This is a genomic window from Rhizobium sp. SG_E_25_P2 (genome assembly GCF_029892285.1).
GTDB lineage: Bacteria > Pseudomonadota > Alphaproteobacteria > Rhizobiales > Rhizobiaceae > Rhizobium_E.
In genome coordinates this window covers 1-20,047 of record NZ_JARXVM010000012.1, presented here as the reverse complement: position 1 = coordinate 20,047, position 20,047 = coordinate 1, and the positions used below count along the sequence as shown (strand labels likewise).

Sequence of the window (20,047 nt, the reverse complement as noted above, 5' to 3'; positions counted from 1 at the left end):
CGAACGGCGGGCTTATTCTCATGAATAAAATAGAGACGGTGAAGATCCCCAGGCACGTCGCCATCATCATGGATGGCAACGGGCGCTGGGCCCAGAGTCGCGGCCTGCCGCGCGCCATGGGCCACCGCAAGGGGGTCGAGGCCGTCCGCGAAGCCGTTCGGGTGGCCGGCGACACCGGCGTGGGCTTTCTGACCCTGTTCGCTTTTTCCTCCGAGAACTGGACGCGTCCGGAAACCGAGGTCAACGACCTTATGGGTCTGCTGAAGGCCTTTATCCGTCGCGATCTCGCCGAACTGCACGGCGAAAATGTCCGGATCCGGATCATCGGCGCGCGCGACAATCTGCGCGGCGATATCCTGCCGCTGCTGATCGAGGCGGAAGAGACCACAAAGGCCAATACCGGCCTGACGCTGGTGATCGCCTTCAATTACGGCGCGCGCGACGAGATCGCCCGGGCGGCCCGAAAACTGGCCGAGCAGGTGGCGGCGGGCGTGTTGCGCCCCGATCAGATCGACGCCGTGGCGCTCGACGCACAGCTCGACACCCAGGGCATCCCAGACCCGGATCTGGTGATCCGCACCTCGGGCGAGGAGCGGCTGTCGAACTTTTTGCTTTGGCAGGCCGCTTATGCGGAGCTGCTGTTCGTGCCCGAATACTGGCCCGATTTCACCCGCGACGTGTTCTACCGCGCGCTCGCTGTCTATGCCGGTCGTGAACGGCGCTATGGCGGCATCGCCGCGGCTGCGGTGACCGGATGACCCGGGAACTGAAACTCCGCATCGTATCCGCCATTGTTCTCGCGCCGCTCGTTCTCCTGGCCACCTGGCAGGGCGGCATCTATTTCCGATTGTTGTCGGCGCTGATCGGATTGCTGATCTTCTACGAATGGTCGACCATGACCGGGCTGGCGGCGTCGCGATTCGGTTTTGTGTTCGGCTGGGCGGCGACTGCCCTGATCATGTTCGAGACGGCGTTTCGCTCCATAGAGACGGCGCTCGTGCTGCTGTTGGGATTCAGCCTGACGGCGCTGATTCTGGCGCTGCTGCGCCGGTCCAGCTGGTGGCTGCCTGGCGGCGTCTTCTATGCCGGCCTGTCGGGCGTCTCGCTCGCGGCGTTGCGCGGCGGCGATCGCGACGGGTTGATCACCATGCTGTTTCTGTTCGCCGTGGTCTGGGCGACCGACATCTTCGCGTATTTCATCGGACGCGCCATCGGCGGGCCGAAGCTCGCGCCGGCGATATCGCCGGGCAAGACCTGGTCGGGGGCGATCGGCGGGGCGATCTTGGCCATTGTGGCGGGCTATGGCGTCATCGCCGCCGCCGGCGAAACCGTCAGCCTTTGGCTGGCGCCGATCATTCTGGCGCTGTCGGCGGCGTCGCAATGCGGCGATCTGTTCGAATCCTGGGTGAAGCGCCGCTCGGGCGTCAAGGATTCGAGCCGTCTGATTCCCGGTCATGGCGGAGTGATGGACCGGGCCGACGGACTGGTGGCGGCTTGCTTCCTTGCCTTCATCGGCGGCCTTGCGCTGTCGGTGGTCAATGGCGGCTGGATGGCCGACGCCGGAAAGCTTGTGACCGGCCCCTGAACATCCTAAGTAAGCGCAACCCGCTTTAAGGAGGCGCAAGCCCAATGATCGTGATTGCCGATTTTTTCTCGACGCTGTTTGGATATGTGCTGCCTTTTCTCGTCGTGATCTCGCTGATCGTCTTCGTGCACGAGATGGGGCATTATCTGGTCGGACGCTGGAGCGGCATCAAGATTCTCGCCTTCTCCTTCGGCTTCGGCCCTGAACTGGCGGGGTTCACCGACAAACACGGAACCCGCTGGAAGATTTCCGCCATTCCCCTCGGCGGCTATGTCCGATTCTATGGCGACGCCGACGCCGCGAGTTCGCCGGATTTCGAAGGCGTGAACGCGCTGCCCGAATCGGAGCGCAATAAAACCTTCCTCGGCGCGGCCCTGTGGAAGCGCGCCGCCACCGTTGCGGCCGGTCCGATCGCCAATTTTATCCTGGCGATCGCCATCCTCGCCGGAATTTTCATGGCCTATGGCAAATATGTCGCCGACCCCGTCGTCAGCGAGGTCAAGCCGCAAAGCGCCGCCGCTGAAGCCGGCGTCAAGACAGGCGACATCCTGCTGAAAATGGACGGCGAGACGGTGGAGACATTCGACGATGTCCGTCGCTATGTCAGCGTCCGGCCGGGTCTGCCGATCTCGCTCGTCGTCAAGCGCAATGATCAGGAACTGCCGCTGTCGATCACCCCGAAACTGACCGAGATCACCGACACTTTCGGCAATAAGATGGAAATCGGCGTCATCGGCGTGCTGACGACTCGCGACAGCGGCAATATGCGCACCGTCACCTATTCACCCGTCGGCGCGGTCAGGGAAGGCGTCCGCGAAACCTGGAATATCGTTACCGGCACCTATGATTATCTATTGAATCTGGTCACCGGACGCATGTCCGCCGACCAGCTCGGCGGACCGATCCGGGTGGCGCAAACCTCGGGCCAGGTTGCGACTCTTGGCGTCGTGGCCTTGCTGCATCTCGCGGCGGTGCTGTCAGTTTCGATTGGATTGCTGAATTTGATGCCGGTTCCGGTACTTGATGGCGGCCACTTATTGTTCTATGCGATTGAGGCCTTGCGCGGAAAGCCCCTCGGGGATGTGGCGCAAGGCGTAGCCTTCCGTATCGGTATGGCGCTGGTTCTGTCCTTGATGGTTTTCGCCACCTGGAACGACATCACGTCTCTGATTGGTTGAGTACAGAATTTGGCAGTAATTTGTTTACCATGTCTTCGAGTGTCCGTGGCGAAACAGCCACGCATCGAAATGAAGTAAACAGAATTTAACTCTCTCCCTTGCTTGTAGGGGAAAAGCGGTTAAAACGGCAGACGGGGACCAAGGTCGTCGTTGCTGCTGCTGTGAAGCGGGAAAAGGTAAGACGTTAAAATGAATGGTAGTTCGAGATTTCGGAACGCGGTTTCTGTCCTGGCTGTAACGGCCAGTGTTTTGACTTCTACCGGAACTATGGTGTTCGTCGCGCCTGCTTCCGCTGAAGCCGCAGTCATACGCAACATCGTGGTGCGCGGCGCTGACCGCACGGGACCTGAAGCGGTTCGCGCGGCGCTGACAATCGCCCCCGGCAAGAATTTCAGCAACGCCGACATCGATGCGTCGATCAAGAAGCTCTATGCGACAGGCTTCTTCTCGGATGTGCGCATCAGCGTCTCTGGCGGCTCGCTGGTGGTGACCGTGAATGAAAATCAGCTGATCAATCAGGTGGTCTTCAACGGCAACCGCAAGATCAAGGATGACAAGCTTGCCGGCATGGTGCGCTCGCGCGCGCTCGGCCCGTTCAGCCAGGCCTCGATCGAAGCCGACCTTCAGGTGATCAAGAAGGCTTACGCCGATATCGGTCGCTCGGATGTTGAGGTGACAACGCAGACTGCGCCGGTTGGTCAGGGTCGCGTCAACCTCGCTTTCGTGATCAACGAAGGCGACCGGACCAAGATCGCCGACATCAGTTTCACGGGCAATACGCATTACGGCGCCGGTCGCCTGCGCTCGGTGATCCTGACCAAGGAATCGGGCATCCTGTCCTTCCTGACCCGCAAGGACATCTATAACGACGACAAGCTGCGCGCCGATGAAGAGGCGCTGCGCCAGTTCTACTACAATCACGGTTTCGCCGATTTCCGCGTGATCTCGTCGAACGCGGTCCTGGATCCGGCGACCAACAAATACACCATCACCTTTGATGTGGATGAGGGCGAGCGTTACACCTTCGGTCCGATCAATGTCGAAAGCACCGTCGATGGCGTCAATGGCGAGGATCTGCGCGGTCTGACCGAAAGCAGCGAAGGCAAGACCTATCGCGCCAAGGATGTGCAGGAATCGATCAGCAAGATTTCCGAGCGCGTCGCGGCGGCGGGTTACCCCTTCGCCCGCGTGACGCCGCGCGGCAATCGCGACACGGTGAGCAAGACCATTTCGGTCGACTATCTCGTCGATCAGGGCGAGCGCGCTTATGTCGAGCGCATCGAGATCCGCGGCAACACGAATACGCGCGACTACGTTGTTCGCCGCGAATTCGACCTGTCGGAAGGCGACGCCTTCAACCAGCAGGAAATCGCCGAAGCCAAGCGTCGTCTTGAGCGTCTGGGTTATTTCCAGTCGGTGAATATTTCGACGCAGCAGGGCTCTGCGCCCGACCGTGTTGTCATCATCGTTGATGTCGTCGATCAGTCCACCGGTTCGTTCGGTATCGGCGGCGGTTACGCGACGGGTTATGACGGCGGCTTCATTGTTGAAGCTTCGGTCGAAGAAAAGAACTTCCTGGGTCGCGGTCAGTATATCCGCGTGGCCGCAGGCGGCGGCGCGTCGACCCGCAATTATTCGCTGTCGTTCACCGAGCCTTACTTCCTCGGCTATCGCCTGGCGGCTGGTTTCGATCTGTTCAAGACCGAAAACTCCTATTACGACAATTACAGCTACGGCGAACAGGGTTTCTCCCTGCGCGTGGCGGCTCCGATCACCAACGACATCAGCAGCCAGTTCAAATATACCTATCGCGAGATGCGGTATGAGGCGGATGATGACGATATCGATGATCTGTCCAAGCCCTATCAGCGCATCGTGAATGGCAGCCCTTGGGTTACCTCGTCGATCTCCAACACGATCACTTTCAACACGCTGGACTCGACAGTCCTGCCGCGTGAAGGCATTTACGCCGCGCTCACCAACGAAGTCGCCGGTCTGGGTGGAGACTCTTATTTCCACAAGATCAGCGCCAAGGCGCGTAACTACTACACGCTGTCTGACGAAATGGATCTGATCGGATCGGTGGCCGGCACGGCGGGTCATGTCACGTCGCTCAATGGCGGCAATCTGCATGTCTTCGACCAGTTCATGCTGGGTTCGAACGATATTCGCGGCTTTGCGAGCCAGGGTATCGGTCCGCGCACCTTCAAGAATGACGATCCGCTTGGCGGCACGACCTATTTCACGGCCTCGGCCGAGGTCACGTTCCCGTTGCCCGGCATTCCGCAGGACTCCGGTTTCCGCGGCGGCTTCTTCATGGATGCCGGCTCGCTCTGGGGCAACGAAGTGAAGGTGAAGAACAACGAAGCTGAAGGCAGCGCCTTTGCACTTCGTGCGTCTGCCGGCGCAAGCCTGATTTGGGCGTCGCCCTTCGGTCCGTTGCGCGTCGACTACGCGATCCCCTTCATGAAGGAAGATTACGACGAGCAGCAGCGCCTGAAGTTCGGCATCTCCAGTTCGTTCTAATGTCTTGACGGTCGGCCGCGCCCGTTCTTCGGATCGGGCGGGGCCGCATGGTGTATGATGACCCATTCGGAATTTTTTCCGCCACATGGGGGCGTGCGGCTGGATGAACTGGCCGCTGCCCTCAATTTGCGCATTGAAAATAGTGAACTGGGCGCGTTGACTGTCACCGGCGTAGCTCCGGTGCATCGCGCCAAGCAGGGCGATCTCTGCTATATCCTCTCCCGCAAGAACAAGGCAGAGCTCGAAACCTGCCAGGCGACCGCGATCATTTGCGACGAGGCGCTGGCCTCAATCATTCCGGCTCATATCGCCGTGTTGACGACCGGGCATCCGCATACGGCCTTCGCCAAAGCGGGCAACTTGCTGCACCCTGCGGCCAGCCGGCCGCTGCCTGTGACGGCAGGCGAGGGCGTGCATCCGGCCGCCTTTGTCGATCCCTCCGCCGTGCTCGAAGACGGCGTGATCGTAGAACCCATGGCGGTCGTCGGCGCGGGCGCTCATATCGGGTCCGGAACGCGGGTGGGTGCGGGCGCGGTGATCGGAGCGCAGGTCAAGATCGGCCGGGACTGCACCATCGCCTCCAATGCAACCGTTCTCTGCGCCTATCTCGGCAATCGCGTCATCATCCATAATGGCGCCCGCATCGGCCAGGACGGTTTCGGCTATGCGCCGGGCCCGGCGGGCATGATCAAGATTGTGCAGATTGGCCGCGTCATCATTCAGGACGATGTCGAGATCGGCGCGAACACTTGCATCGATCGCGGCGCGATGGACGACACTGTCATCGGCGAAGGCACCAAGATCGACAATCTCGTGCAGATCGGCCACAATGTCCGCATCGGGCGGCATACCGCGATTGTCTCGCAGGTCGGGGTCGCCGGCAGCGCCCGGATCGGCGACGGCGTCCAGATCGGCGGTCATACCGGCGTCAACGGCCATATCGAGATCGGCTCCGGCGCCAAGATCGCGGCCATGAGCGGCGTCGCTGCCGATGTTCCCGCCGGCCAGGTCTATGGCGGCGTGCCGGCGCGGCCCTATAAGGATTTCATGCGCGACATGGGCGAGATCCTGTTGCGCTCTAGGTCAGGCAAGAAGGGGGATTCCAGCCAATGAGCGAGGAGACCAAAAAGGTTCTCACGGCGATCGACGTCTTGGAGATCATGAAGCTTCTGCCGCATCGCTATCCGTTTCTGCTGGTCGACAAGATTATCGACATCGATGGCGACGATACTGCGATCGGCGTGAAGAACGTGACATTCAACGAGCCGCAGTTCCAGGGGCATTTCCCCGAACAGCCGATCATGCCGGGCGTGTTGTTGATTGAAGCCATGGCGCAGACGGCCGGCGCAATCTGCGCTTTGAAGGCGGGCGGCAAGGCCAATCTCGTCTATTTCATGACCATCGACAATGCCCGCTTCCGCAAGCCCGTCGTTCCCGGCGATCGCGTTGAGTTCCATGTCGTCAAGCAGAAGCAGCGCGGCAATATCTGGAAATATCACTGCGACGCCAAGGTCGACGGAGTTCTCGTCGCCGAGGCCGATGTCGGCGCCATGATGGTCGCCAAGGATAAAGCATGACCAGCATTTCTGCTTCTGCCCGCATTCATCCCATGGCGGTCGTCGAGGACGGCGCTGTCGTGGGCGACAATTGCGTGATCGGTCCCTTTTGCAGGGTTGGTCCGCATGTCGTGCTGGGCGAGGGCGTCGAACTCCTTTCCAATGCCGTGGTGACGGGCAAGACCACAATCGGCAAGGGATGCGCAATTCATCCGATGGCGGTGATTGGCGGCGTGTCGCAGAGCCTGCACGAAGCAGGCGAAGATTCTGTGCTGATCGTGGGCGACAACTGCACGATCCGCGAGGGCGTGACGATGAACGCCGGCACCGTCGGCGGCGGCGGAATCACCTCTGTCGGCGCCAATTGCCTGTTTCTCGCCAATAGCCATGTCGCGCATGATTGCCGGCTGGGCGACAACATTATCCTGTCGAACAATGTCATGCTGGCGGGGCATGTTCGCGTCGAAGACCGGGTTATCCTGTCCGGCGGCTGCGCCGTGCATCAGTTCACCCGCATCGGTCGCCAGGCCTTTGTCGGCGGCCTGACGGGCGTCGCCTATGATGTCATTCCCTTCGGCATGATCAACGGCAATCCCGGCGTGCTCAGCGGTCTCAACATTGTCGGCATGTCGCGCGCCGGCATTCCGCGCGAGACAATCCACCGCGTGCGCCGCGCCTACAAAGATGTTTTCGAGGGCGAGGAAGCCGTGCGCGTCGCTGCGGCGCGCATTCGCGACGACTATCTCGACTGCCCCGAGGTTTTGGAGATCCTCGATTTCATCGCCGCCGATTCGGATCGCGCCTTGTCGTCGCCGAACCGCATCAAAGGTTGATAGGGCGAGATGGTCGGGGCAGGGGCCAAAGGCCGGCTGGCGATCATCGCAGGCAGCGGAAAGCTGCCCAGATATGTAGCTGACGCCGCGTCCTTAGCCGGCGAAAAACCCTTCATTTTCGCGCTTGAAGGCGAAGTCGACAGCGATTGGTCGGCTTACGATCATGTGTCGATCGGTCTCGGCGACATTGCCCGTTTCAAGCGAATGGCCGATGACCTCGGCGTCGACCGCATCATCATGTCCGGCGGCGTGTCGCGCCGTCCGCCGATCCGTGAGGTGAAACTCGGTTGGTCTGGCCTTCTCAAAATTCCAGGCGTGATCCGCAAACTGACCGGCGGCGGCGACAACACCGTACTGACCGCCGTCATCGAATTTTTAGAAACGCCGGGTCGCCGCGTCATCGGCGCCCATGAGGTCGCCCCAGATCTGCTGGCGCAGACCGGCCCGCTAGGCGCGGTCGCGCCGGATGACGCCGCCCGCAAGGATATTGACGCCGCCCTGCGCGCCGCGCGCCTGATAGGCGCGCTCGATATCGGCCAGGGCGCGATCGCTGTCGGCGGACGCGTGGTGGCGCTCGAAGGTCCCGAAGGCACCGATGCGATGATCGCGCGGGTGCGCGACCTCAAGGCCGCAGGCCGCGTTTCGGCCAAGCGCAAGGGTGTGCTGGTGAAATTGTGCAAGCCCGGTCAGGACATGCGCGTCGATCTCCCGTCCGCTGGTCTCCGAACGGTGACAGCCGCCGCCGAGGCTGGGCTGGCGGGCATTGCGCTCGAAGCCGGGCGCTCGCTGTTGCTTGATGCGAGCGATGTCAAAGAGCTTGCCGACCAGAATGGATTGTTCGTCTTCGGCCTGGAGCCCGATATCGGGGAGGGCGGCGTATGAGGCCTCTCCGCATCGGCATCGTCGCCGGCGAATCCTCCGGCGATCTCCTCGGGGCGGATTTGATCGCCGCCATAAGGGCGCAAAGCGGGCGGGTTGTTGAACTCGTCGGCGTCGGCGGGCCGGCGCTCACCGGCCAAGGGCTGCAATCGGTCTTCGAATTTTCCGAGATTTCGATCATGGGCTTTGTCGCCGTGATCAAGAAGCTACCGCGGCTGCTGTCGCTCATCCGCAAGACCGCCGACGCGATCATCACGGCCAAGCCCGATGTGCTGGTGATCGTCGACAGCCCGGATTTCACCCATCGCGTCGCCCGGCGCGTGCGCAAGGCGCTGCCGTCTCTGCCCGTTGTCGACTATGTCTGCCCGAGCGTCTGGGCCTGGAAAGAATATCGCGCCCCCGCCATGCGCGCCTATGTCGATCATGTCCTGGCGGTCTTGCCGTTTGAGCCGGACGTGATGCGTCGTCTCGGCGGTCCCGAGACAACCTATATCGGTCACAGGCTGCGTTATCTGCCGGCAGTGCTGGAGGCTCGCGCAGCCAATGAGGCTCGCTGGGCGGCAGGCGAACCGCATCAGAAGACGGTGCTGTTGTTGCCGGGGTCGCGCAGCCATGAAGTGAAGCGGCTTTTGCCGATTTTCGGCGAGACCGCGCGACTGATGCGCGCCGCCCATCCCACCACCCGTTTCGTCATCGCCACGGTGCCGCACAAACAGGACATGGTGCGCGGCATCATCGCCGACTGGGAGATCAAGCCGGAGATTTTTGTCGGCGAAGAAGAGAAATGGGCCGCCTTTTCGAGCGCCGACGCGGCGCTCGCCGCTTCCGGCACCGTGCTGCTGGAATTGGCTCTCTGCGGCATCCCGACGATTTCGACCTACAAGACCGATTTTCTGATCCGGATGGTGCTTGATCGCATCAAGGTCTGGAGCGCCGCATTGCCGAACCTGATCGCCGACCGCCCGGTCGTGCCGGAATATTTCGACGAATTCATCCGGCCGGCGATGCTGATGCGCTCGTTGGCGCAATTGTCGCGCGACAGCCTCGATCGGGCCGCGATGCTGGCGGGGTGTGGCGACGTGTTTACGCGCATGAGCGCGGCGGCGCTTCCCGCTGAGGTTGCCGCCGAAATCGTACTCTCGGTTGCGAAGCGCGGAAATAATTAACCCTTGTCGAACAGGCACATGGCCGGCGACGCATTGTTGCGTTGCGGTATCAAACTTGACTTTTTTGTGCGCTGCAACTATCTATTAGCAGCAACGGAAATGGGAAGGAGACCATTCATGTTCAAATTCGACGATACCACCATGTTCGGCAAAGACGCCATGGACAAGATGCTGAAGAGCTATTCGGCCACGACCAAGGGCTTCCAGGCGATCGCCTCGGAGACGACTGAATATTCGAAGAAGTCCTTTGAATCCGCCGTCGCCCATATGCAGGCGCTGATGGGCGTGAAGAGCTTTGAAGCGGCCATGGAAATCCAGGCGAACTACACGAAGTCCGCGCTGGAAGGTTATGTCGCTGAAATGACCAAGCTCGGCGACATGTATTCCGATCTCGCCAAGGAAGCGTACAAGCCGGTCGAAGCCGTGGTTCCCGCCGCTGCCGAGGTGGTGAAGTCCAAGGCTGACAAGATGTCGAGCGCTGTTGCGTCCGCAGCGGCCTGATACGACCCGACACATGGATTGATTGCTGGCCGCTCCCTACGGGGGCGGCCGGTTTCGTTTGTACAAGCCTCTGTTGCCCGGCGAGTCGCGGCGTTCACGACGTCATTTCCGCTAAAGCCTGGTTAATTATTATTGCGGCCTGATGAAAGGGCCTTAAAATGGCGCTTTGGGTCACCACATAGTGCGTTGCATTCCAAATGGGATGCAGTCGCAGTCACGGCAGGTTTTACGGCACACATGAACATCCACGCATACCGCATGCAGGGCGAAGGCGAACGGGACGGTTTCTCTGGCAACAGGGGCACCTCCGTGATCACACGCGTCCAGCCCAAGGTCAAGAAACCCAGCCTCTACCGCGTCTTGCTTTTGAACGACGACTACACGCCGATGGACTTTGTCATCCATGTCCTTGAGCGGTTTTTTCAAAAAGACAAGGAGGCCGCCACCCGTATCATGCTACAGGTTCATAACCACGGCGTGGGCGAATGCGGCATCTATACCTATGAAGTCGCGGAAACGAAGGTGATGCAGGTCATGGATTTCGCCCGCGAGCATCAGCATCCCCTGCAATGCGTCATGGAAAAGAAATGAGGTTCTGATCGTGCCCACATTTTCATCAAGCCTTGAAAAGGCCCTTCACCGGGCGCTTACCCTCGCCAATGAACGCCGCCACGAATATGCAACCCTCGAACATCTGCTGTTGTCACTGATCGACGACGGCGACGCTGCGGCCGTGATGCGCGCCTGCAGCGTCGATCTCGATAAATTGCGCAAGACCGTGATCGACTATGTCGACAATGATCTCGCCAACCTCGCCACCGGCTATGACGAGGATTCCAAGCCGACCTCCGGTTTCCAGCGCGTCATCCAGCGCGCCGTCATCCATGTGCAATCCTCCGGACGCGAAGAAGTGACCGGCGCCAATGTGCTGGTGGCGATTTTCGCCGAGCGCGAGAGCCACGCCGCCTATTTCCTGCAGGAGCAGGACATGACGCGTTACGACGCGGTCAATTACATTTCGCACGGCATCGCCAAGCGACCGGGCGCTGGCGATGTGCGTTCGCCCAAGGGTGTGGAGGAAGAGACCCACGAGTCCAAGGCCGCCAAGGAAGGCGACGACGCGCAAAAGAAGCCGCAGGACGCGCTGAAGGCCTATTGCGTGAATCTCAACGACAAGGCCAGGAACGGCCGGATCGATCCGCTGATCGGTCGCCATTCCGAGGTCAACCGCACCATCCAGATTCTGTGCCGCCGCTCCAAGAACAACCCGCTTTACGTCGGCGATCCCGGCGTCGGCAAGACGGCGATCGCCGAGGGTCTCGCCAAGCGCATCGTTGAAAAGCAGGTGCCCGAAGCGTTGCTTGACGCGACGATCTTCTCGCTCGACATGGGCACGCTGCTTGCCGGCACCCGCTATCGCGGCGATTTCGAAGAACGCTTGAAGCAGGTGGTCAAGGAGCTCGAGGATTTCCCGGGCGCCGTGCTGTTCATCGACGAGATCCATACGGTGATCGGCGCAGGCGCCACGTCTGGCGGCGCGATGGACGCGTCCAACCTCTTGAAGCCGGCTTTGTCCTCAGGCGCGATCCGCTGCATCGGCTCGACTACGTATAAGGAATATCGCCAGTTCTTCGAGAAGGACCGGGCGCTGGTGCGCCGCTTCCAGAAGATCGACGTCAACGAGCCGAACATCGACGACGCCATCGAGATCATCAAGGGCCTGAAGCCCTATTTCGAAGAGTTCCACCACCTGCGTTATTCCAACGACGCCATCAAGGCGGCGGTGGAATTGTCGGCCCGCTACATCACCGACCGCAAGCTGCCAGACAAGGCAATCGACGTGATCGACGAGACCGGCGCCTCGCAGATGCTGCTGCCGGTCAACAAGCGCCGCAAGCTGATCACCGAAAAGGAGATCGAAGCGACCATCGCCACAATGGCCCGGATCCCGCCGAAGACCGTGTCGCGCGACGACGAGGAACTGCTCTCCAATCTTGAGCAGGAACTGCGCGCCGTCGTCTATGGTCAGGAAATCGCCATCGAGGCGCTGACCTCGGCGATCAAGCTGGCGCGCGCCGGCCTGCGCGAACCCAATAAGCCGATCGGCTCCTATCTGTTCTCCGGTCCGACGGGCGTGGGCAAGACCGAAGCCGCAAAGCAGTTGGCCTCGTCGCTCGGCGTGGAGCTGATCCGCTTCGACATGTCGGAATATATGGAGCGCCATACGGTCTCCAGGCTGATCGGCGCGCCTCCGGGCTATGTCGGTTTCGACCAGGGCGGGCTTCTGTCCGACCAGGTCGACCAGCATCCCTATTGCGTGCTGCTGCTCGACGAAATCGAAAAGGCGCATCCGGACATCTACAACATCCTGTTGCAGGTGATGGACAACGGCACGCTAACCGACAATAACGGCAAGAAGATCGACTTCCGCAACGTGATCCTCATCATGACCACGAATGCTGGCGCCGCCGACATGGCCCGTTCGGCCATCGGCTTCGGCTCCTCGCGTCGCGAAGGCGACGATATCGAGGCGATCACCAAGCTGTTCACGCCGGAATTCCGCAACCGTCTCGACGCGATCATTCCGTTTGCGCCGCTGCCGATGACCGTCGTCCACAAGGTCGTGCAGAAATTCGTGTTGCAGCTCGAAAGCCAGCTGGCCGAGCGCAATGTGACGTTCGAACTGACCGAGGAAGCCATCACCTGGCTTTCCGAAAAAGGCTACGACGACAAGATGGGCGCCCGTCCTCTCGGTCGCGTCATCCAGGAATCGATCAAGAAGCCGCTCGCCGAAGAGATCCTGTTCGGCAAGCTCAAGAAGGGCGGCATCGTGCGCGTCAGCGTCGGGCCGCTGGAAAACGGCAAGACTGGCATCGTGCTCGAAACGCTGTCCGATGCGCCTGTGAAGCCGAAGGAAGAGGCGGAAGTCGCCTCCACGCCGTCGCGCAAATCGCCGCGCTCCAAGCCGGAGCCGGTGGCGGTCGAGGCCTCCACCGTCACCGAAGACGAGCCGCCGCGCAAGCGCCGGACCAAGAAGGAAGACTGAGGTTTTCCAGCAGAGATGAGCAAAGGGCGGGGCAACCCGCCCTTTGTCGTTTCCGCCATTCGGCCACCAGACGCTCTCCCCAGGACCGATTTTATCTGGCGCATCCGTTTTTCAACATGTATCAAAAACGGGCGGCGGATGACGCATGCGGCTAGCCAAGGGAGAGGCCTGGGTATGAGGATTTTCAGCTACCTGTTCAACTACAAGGCCGCGCCCTATGCTGAAATCCGGGCTTTCTGCGTGCATTTGTTGACAGCGTCGGGGTCGTTTCTCGCTTTTCTCGGCGTGGTGGCGGCGTCCGAAAAGCGATTCGTCGACATGTTCTGGTGGCTCGGCCTCGCGCTGCTGGTCGATGGCATCGACGGCCCGATCGCGCGCAAGGTGCGTGTCAAGGAAGTGCTGCCCAACTGGTCGGGCGACACGCTCGACAATATCATCGACTATGTCACCTATGTGCTGCTGCCGGCTTTTGCGCTCTATCAGAGCCATATGATCGGTGAGCCCTGGTCGTTTGTCGCCGCCGGCCTGATCGTCGTATCCTCGGCGATTTATTATGCCGATACGGGCATGAAGACCGATGAATATTTCTTCTCGGGCTTTCCGGTGGTCTGGAACATGGTGGTGTTCACCCTGTTCGTCATCGACGCCAGCGAGGCCGTGGCCTTCTCGGTGGTGATTATCTCGGTCATCCTCACCTTCTTCCCGATCCATTTCCTGCATCCGGTGCGCGTCAAGCGCCTGCGTCCGCTCAATCTGGCGGTCTTTCTGCTCTGGTCGCTGCTTGGCGGCATCGCGCTCTTGATGCATTTCCGCGCGCCGGACTGGGTGGTCTGGGGCGTGATGGCGACAGGGCTCTATCTCTACGTCATCGGCTTCATCCTGCAGCTTTTCCCCAAACTCGGCCGTTGAAATCAAGCGAGGCGTCATGACCAAGAGCAAGGCCATCCTCATCCGCGCCCATGGCGGCCGCGACGTCCTGGAGCATGTCGAGATCGACGTGACGGCGCCGGCGGCCGGCGAGGTACAGATCCGTCACCAGGCCATCGGCGTCAATTTCATCGACACCTATATTCGCAGCGGCCTCTATCCGGCGCCCGGCGGCTTTCCCTATGTGATGGGCAAGGAAGGCGCAGGCGACGTGATCGCGCTGGGCGAGGGCGTCACGTCTCTTTCCATCGGCGATCGCGTCGCCTATCCGGCTGTCGACGGCGCCTATTGCGAGATCCGCAACATCGCCGCCTCCAAACTGGTCAAGGTGCCCGAGGATATCTCGCTGGAAACCGCCGCCGGCATGATGATGAAGGGCATGACGGCGGAATATCTGCTCAACCGCACCTATCAGGTCGGGCCGGAAACGGTGCTGCTCTTTCATGCCGCAGCGGGCGGCGTCGGCCTGATCGCCGGTCAATGGGCCAAAGCGCTGGGCGCGACCGTGATCGGCACTGCGGGCGGCCCCGACAAGGTCAAGCTCGCGCTGGCGCATGGCTATGACCATGTCATCGACTACCGCAAGGATGATTTCGTGGCGGCAGTGAAGGATCTGACCGGCGGAAAGGGCGTCGACGTGGTCTATGACTCCGTCGGCAAGGACACCTTTCCCGGATCGCTCGATTGCCTGAAGCCGCGCGGGCTATGGGCCTCCTTCGGACAGTCTTCCGGGCCGCTGGAGCCTGTCAATCTCGGTATTCTCGCGCAGAAAGGCTCGCTTTTTGCGACGCGGCCGACATTGTTTAATTATATTGCGACGCCGAAAGAACTGGATGACTGCGCCGCAGCGCTTTTTTCTGTTGTTCGCAGCCGCAAAGTCGGTATCAATATCAACCAAACCTATCCATTGGCGGAGGCCGCACGCGCTCACGCCGATCTGGAAGATAGAAAAACGAGCGGAACGACACTGCTTCTCCCCTGAGGTCAAAAAGGCCCGGGCGGGCGGCGAAGACTGGGGTGGTTCGTGGTCAACACGCAATCGGGGGGCTCGCGTCCTCTGCTGGAAGTGCGCGGGATAACCAAGCTGTTCGGCTCGTTCGCCGCTTGCAGCGCGATCGATCTTTCGATCGAACCAGGTGAGATTCACGCGTTGCTCGGCGAAAACGGCGCCGGAAAATCCACTTTGGTGAAGATGCTGTTCGGCGTGTTGCAGCCGAGCGCCGGCGATATTCTCTGGGAAGGCCGCCAGACAACGATCGGCAGTCCCGGCGAGGCGCGCAAGACCGGCATCGGCATGGTGTTCCAGCATTTTTCGCTGTTCGAGGCGTTGACGGTGGCCGAAAACATCGCGTTGTCGCTGGATGGCGCGGCGCCGCTCTCCAAAATTGCGGAAGAAGCCCGGCGGCTGTCGGAAGCCTATGGCCTGCCGCTCGACCCCTATGCGCATGTCGCCGATCTCTCGGTCGGCGAGCGCCAGCGCATCGAAATCGTTCGCGCGCTGTTGCAGAACCCCAAGCTGATCATTCTCGACGAGCCGACCTCGGTGCTGACGCCGCAGGAGGCTGACCGTCTGTTCGAGACTCTCGACAAGCTCAAGGCCGAGGGACGCTCGGTGCTCTATATCAGCCACCGGCTCGAAGAGGTGCAGCGCATCTGCGATCGCGCCACGGTGCTGCGTCACGGCAAGGTGACAGGCGCATGCGATCCGCGCCAGGAGACGCCGTCCTCGCTGGCCCGGATGATGGTGGGCTCGGATGTCGCCGCCGTGTCGCGGCCGCATCACGCCGCAACCGGCGCGGTGGTGCTCGAGACTCGCGCCCTCAACGCTGCGGCCCGCACGCCTTTCGCCGTTGCGCTCAAATCTGTCTCTCTCAGCGTGCGCGCCGGCGAAGTGCTGGCGATTGCGGGCGTGGCGGGCAATGGCCAGGGCGAATTGTTCGACATTCTCTCGGGCGAATATCTTGCCTCGACCAACGACGCAGTCCACCTGATGGGTAAACCCTGCGGACGCGCCGGAATTTCGGCGCGGCGGCTGATGGGCGCGGCCTTCGTGCCCGAGGAACGACATGGTCACGGAGCGGTGATAGGCATGAGCCTGTCGGACAATCTGATCCTGTCGCGTAACGTTTCCGACAGCGCCTCGCTTCTGGCGGGTGGTCTCATGAAGGTGATCCGGGGCGGGGCGGTGAAGGCGCTGTCGCGCAAGATCTGTCACGACATGGATGTGAGAAAAAGCGGCGAGGACCCGGCGGCCGGTTCTCTGTCGGGCGGCAATCTGCAGAAATTCATCGTCGGCCGCGAACTCGACCGCAAGCCGACACTGCTCATCGTCAACCAGCCGACCTGGGGCGTGGACGCGGGCGCCGCGAGCCGCATCCGCCAGGCGCTGGTGGATCTCGCCCGCTCTGGCTCCGCGGTCGTGGCCATCAGCCAGGATCTGGATGAAATCTTCGAGATCGCCACCCATATCGCCGTGATTTCCGACGGCGCCCTGTCCGAGGCCTATCCGGCCGCCGACCTCAACCGTGAAAAGATCGGCCTGCTGATGGGCGGCATGCATGACAAGGCGAAGGACGCGGCATATGCGCATTGAGCTTGAAAAGCGCGCCGGCGCATCCCGCTTCTATTCGATCGCGTCGCCGCTCATCGCGCTGATGCTGACGCTGATCTGCGGCGCCATCCTGTTCGCCGCGCTCGGCAAGGATCCGCTTCAAGCGCTCTATTTGTTCTTCATCGATCCGTTGCGCGAGGAATGGTCGCTGCATGAACTGGCGATCAAGGCGGGACCGCTGATCATGATCGGGGCCGGCCTGTCGATCTGCTATCGCGCCGGCAACTGGAATATCGGCGCCGAGGGTCAGTTTATTTTCGGCGGCATCGTCGGCTCTTTCCTGCCCGTGGTGTTCTATGGCTGGAATTCGCCCTTGGTGCTGCCGCTGATGCTGGTGATGGGCATGATCGGCGGCGCGGCTTACGCCGCCATCCCTGCCTTCCTAAAGACCCGCTTCAACACCAACGAAATCCTGACCAGCCTGATGCTGGTCTATATCGCTCAACTGTTTCTCGACTGGCTGGTGCGCGGCCCCTGGCGCAATCCGGAAGGGCAGAATTTCCCCGAGACGCGTCTGTTCGACGCCTCAGCCATTCTCGGGCCGATCTGGCCTGAATCCGGTCGCGCCCATTGGGGTTTCGCCTTGGCGATCATCGCCGCCGTGCTCCTGTGGTTCATGATGGAATTCACCATGCGCGGCTATCAGGTCAAGGTGCTCGGCCAATCGGCGCGGGCAGGGCGCTTCGCCGGCTTCTCCTCCTCGGGCATGGTGTGGTTTTCCATGCTGCTGTCTGGCGCGCTTGCGGGGCTTGCCGGCATTGCCGAAGTGTCCGGGGCGATCAACCAGCTTCGTCCGTCCATTTCGCCCGGCTACGGTTTCACCGCCATCATCGTGGCTTTTCTCGGCCGCCTCAATCCGCTGGGCGCAATCATTTCTGGCCTCATTCTCGCGTTGACCTATCTGGGCGGGGAGGCGGCGCAATTGTCGCTCGGCGTGTCGGACAAGGTGACGCGTCTGTTCCAGGGCCTGCTCTTGTTCTTCGTGCTCTCCTGCGACACGCTGATCCTCTACAAGATCCGGCTGGTGGGCGCGCGGGCCGCGCAACTGGTCAAGGGAGAGTGACATGGGCGTGTGGGAATCAATCCTGATCACCATCATCACCGCCTCGACCCCGCTCGTCATCGCGGCTTTGGGCGAACTGGTGACCGAACGGGCCGGCGTGCTCAATCTCGGCGTCGAGGGCATGATGGTGATGGGCGCCGTCTGCGCCTTCGCCGCCAGCCAGATGACCGGCTCGCCCTATCTCGGCATTGTCGTGGGCATTCTGGCGGGCGCCGCGATTTCACTGCTGTTCGCCTTTCTGACTCTGACGCTGGTCGCCAATCAGGTGGCAACGGGCCTCGCGCTCACCATTCTCGGGCTCGGCCTGTCGGGCATGATCGGCGAACCCTATGTCGGCATGCAGGGCGTCAAGCTGCAGCCCATCGCTATCCCGCTTCTGTCCGACATTCCGTTTCTCGGGCCGGTGCTGTTCAAGCAGGATCTGATCTTTTATCTGTCGATCGCGCTGATCATTGGCGCCAACTGGGTGCTGTTCAAAAGCCGCGCCGGTCTTGTGCTGCGCTCCATCGGCGACAATCACGCCTCGGCGCATGCTTTGGGCATCAAGGTCATCCCGATCCGCTATCTGACGGTGGTGTTCGGCGGCGCCTGCGCCGGTCTTGCCGGCGCCTATCTGTCGCTGGTCTACACGCCGCAATGGGTGGAGAATATGACCGCTGGCCGCGGCTGGATCGCGCTGGCGCTGGTGGTGTTCGCCTCCTGGCGGCCCTATCGCCTGCTGGTCGGCGGCTATCTGTTCGGCGCCGTCTCCATCGGCCAGTTGCATGCCCAGGCGTTCGGCATCGACGTGCCCTCGCAATTCCTGTCGGCGCTGCCATACGCCGCCACCGTCATCGTGCTGATCGTCATTTCGCAGAACCGTCGGATGACGCTGATCAACACGCCCGCATCCCTCGGGAAACCCTTCGTTCCCGACAGATAACCTCCAAGAGCAACAACCAAAAGGGAAAACCCATGAAGAAACTCCTTCTCTCCCTCGCCGCCACCGCCGCCGTTCTCGGCTTTTCGGTGCAGGCCCAGGCCGCCGACAAACTGAAGGTCTGCTTCCTCTATGTCGGTTCCAAGACCGATGGCGGCTGGACCCAGGCGCATGACATCGGCCGCCAGCTCCTCGAAAAGGAAATGGGCGACAAGATCGAGACCCAGTATCTCGAAAACGTGCCGGAAGGCCCCGACGCCGAGCGCGCCATCGAGCGCTTCGCCCGTTCGGGCTGCGGCCTGGTGTTCACCACCTCCTTCGGCTTCATGGACGCGACTGTGAAGGTCGCCGCCAAGTTCCCGGATGTGAAATTCGAGCACGCCACCGGCTACAAGACCGCCCCGAACCTGACGGCTTACAATTCGCGCTTCTATGAAGGCCGCTACATTTCGGGCCAGATCGCCGCGAAAATGTCCAAGAAGGGCGAAGCCGCCTATATCGCTTCCTTCCCGATCCCGGAAGTGGTGCAGGGCATCAACTCCTTCGTGATCGGCGCCCGTTCGATCAATCCCGCCTTCAAGCTGAAAGTCATCTGGGTCAACACCTGGTTCGACGCCGGCAAGGAAGCCGACGCAGCCAAGGCGGCCATCGACCAGGGCGTCGACATCATCACCCAGCACACCGACTCCACCGCCCCCATGCAGGTGGCCGAGGAACGCGGCATCAAGGCTTTCGGCCAGGCCTCCGACATGATCAAGGCCGGCCCGAACGCGCAGCTGACCGCCATCGTCGACAATTGGGGCGCCTATTACGTCAAGCGCGTCAATGCCGCTCTCGACGGCAGCTGGAAGTCGGAAATGAGCTGGGACGGCCTGAAGGACGGCATTCTCTACATGGCGCCCTACACCAACATGCCTGACGACGTGAAGAAGATGGCCGAGGAAACCGAAGCCAAGATCAAGTCCGGCGAACTCAAGCCCTTCACCGGCCCGCTGAAGAAGCAGGACGGCTCCGAATGGCTGAAGGCTGGCGAAAGCGCTGGCGACGACGTGCTCGGCGGCTTGAACTTCTACGTCGAAGGCGTCGAAGGCGACCTGCCTAAGTAAGCGTCTCTCGCTCTCATCAGAAAGCCCCGCCATCGCTGCCGATGGCGGGGCTTTTTTTAGAGTATCCGTTTTGATCAAGCCATCTTGGAGACCCATTTCTGTTTTTTTCGCAGCAGTGCGTTTGCGAGCACGATGAGCTTTCGCATGATGG

At 61.3% G+C, this 20,047-nt stretch carries 18 protein-coding genes; all 18 read left to right on the top strand.

What is annotated here, in order from left to right; translation table 11 throughout:
• Positions 1-20: 20 nt before the first annotated feature.
• Positions 21-758, top strand: a complete 738-nt coding sequence (locus M2360_RS16720) for an isoprenyl transferase (protein WP_280776403.1) — start codon at positions 21-23, stop codon at positions 756-758.
• Positions 755-1,585: a phosphatidate cytidylyltransferase gene (locus M2360_RS16715; RefSeq protein ID WP_280776402.1), complete on the top strand. Its 831-nt coding sequence runs from the start codon at positions 755-757 to the stop codon at positions 1,583-1,585. The genes M2360_RS16720 and M2360_RS16715 overlap by 4 nt, the downstream gene beginning before the upstream one ends.
• A gap of 44 nt (positions 1,586-1,629) precedes the next feature.
• Positions 1,630-2,763, top strand: a complete 1,134-nt coding sequence (gene rseP / locus M2360_RS16710; protein ID WP_280776401.1) for an RIP metalloprotease RseP — start codon at positions 1,630-1,632, stop codon at positions 2,761-2,763.
• Between the two features lie 189 nt (positions 2,764-2,952).
• The gene (gene bamA / locus M2360_RS16705) at positions 2,953-5,289 is read left to right on the top strand and encodes an outer membrane protein assembly factor BamA (protein ID WP_280776400.1); all 2,337 of its coding nucleotides are present in this window, start codon (positions 2,953-2,955) and stop codon (positions 5,287-5,289) included.
• 57 nt (positions 5,290-5,346) lie between these two features.
• Positions 5,347-6,402 carry a UDP-3-O-(3-hydroxymyristoyl)glucosamine N-acyltransferase gene (gene lpxD, locus M2360_RS16700; RefSeq protein WP_280776551.1) on the top strand — a complete coding sequence of 352 codons (1,056 nt, stop codon included), beginning with the start codon at positions 5,347-5,349 and terminating at the stop codon, positions 6,400-6,402.
• Positions 6,399-6,866: a 3-hydroxyacyl-ACP dehydratase FabZ gene (gene fabZ / locus M2360_RS16695; protein ID WP_280776399.1), complete on the top strand. Its 468-nt coding sequence runs from the start codon at positions 6,399-6,401 to the stop codon at positions 6,864-6,866. The genes lpxD and fabZ overlap by 4 nt, the downstream gene beginning before the upstream one ends.
• Positions 6,863-7,678: an acyl-ACP--UDP-N-acetylglucosamine O-acyltransferase gene (gene lpxA / locus M2360_RS16690; protein ID WP_280776398.1), complete on the top strand. Its 816-nt coding sequence runs from the start codon at positions 6,863-6,865 to the stop codon at positions 7,676-7,678. Before fabZ ends, lpxA begins: the two co-directional genes overlap by 4 nt.
• A 9-nt stretch (positions 7,679-7,687) precedes the next feature.
• Positions 7,688-8,560, top strand: coding sequence for a UDP-2,3-diacylglucosamine diphosphatase LpxI (lpxI, locus tag M2360_RS16685; RefSeq protein WP_280776397.1), 873 nt, complete (start codon positions 7,688-7,690; stop codon positions 8,558-8,560).
• Entirely contained in the window at positions 8,557-9,723 is a 1,167-nt protein-coding gene (gene lpxB, locus M2360_RS16680) for a lipid-A-disaccharide synthase (protein ID WP_280776396.1), read from the top strand. Before lpxI ends, lpxB begins: the two co-directional genes overlap by 4 nt.
• Before the next feature lie 117 nt (positions 9,724-9,840).
• A complete protein-coding gene (locus M2360_RS16675) occupies positions 9,841-10,224 on the top strand; it encodes a phasin family protein (protein WP_280776395.1) in 384 nt (127 codons plus the stop codon).
• 237 nt (positions 10,225-10,461) lie between these two features.
• Positions 10,462-10,815: an ATP-dependent Clp protease adapter ClpS gene (gene clpS / locus M2360_RS16670; protein ID WP_280776394.1), complete on the top strand. Its 354-nt coding sequence runs from the start codon at positions 10,462-10,464 to the stop codon at positions 10,813-10,815.
• A 10-nt stretch (positions 10,816-10,825) separates the two neighbouring features.
• A complete protein-coding gene (gene clpA / locus M2360_RS16665) occupies positions 10,826-13,270 on the top strand; it encodes an ATP-dependent Clp protease ATP-binding subunit ClpA (protein WP_280776393.1) in 2,445 nt (814 codons plus the stop codon).
• A 174-nt stretch (positions 13,271-13,444) separates the two neighbouring features.
• Complete coding sequence (pcsA, locus tag M2360_RS16660; protein WP_280776392.1) at positions 13,445-14,179, top strand: phosphatidylcholine synthase; 735 nt, start codon at positions 13,445-13,447, stop codon at positions 14,177-14,179.
• 16 nt (positions 14,180-14,195) lie between these two features.
• Positions 14,196-15,179 (top strand): quinone oxidoreductase, encoded by a 984-nt coding sequence (locus M2360_RS16655; RefSeq protein ID WP_280776391.1) that lies wholly within the window; start codon positions 14,196-14,198, stop codon positions 15,177-15,179.
• A 42-nt stretch (positions 15,180-15,221) separates the two neighbouring features.
• A complete protein-coding gene (locus tag M2360_RS16650) occupies positions 15,222-16,790 on the top strand; it encodes an ABC transporter ATP-binding protein (RefSeq protein ID WP_280776390.1) in 1,569 nt (522 codons plus the stop codon).
• Positions 16,780-17,871, top strand: a complete 1,092-nt coding sequence (locus tag M2360_RS16645) for an ABC transporter permease (RefSeq protein ID WP_280776389.1) — start codon at positions 16,780-16,782, stop codon at positions 17,869-17,871. Before M2360_RS16650 ends, M2360_RS16645 begins: the two co-directional genes overlap by 11 nt.
• A 1-nt stretch (position 17,872) precedes the next feature.
• Positions 17,873-18,793: an ABC transporter permease gene (locus tag M2360_RS16640; protein WP_280776388.1), complete on the top strand. Its 921-nt coding sequence runs from the start codon at positions 17,873-17,875 to the stop codon at positions 18,791-18,793.
• 32 nt (positions 18,794-18,825) lie between these two features.
• A complete protein-coding gene (locus M2360_RS16635; protein ID WP_280776387.1) occupies positions 18,826-19,896 on the top strand; it encodes a BMP family ABC transporter substrate-binding protein in 1,071 nt (356 codons plus the stop codon).
• Positions 19,897-20,047: the final 151 nt, after the last annotated feature.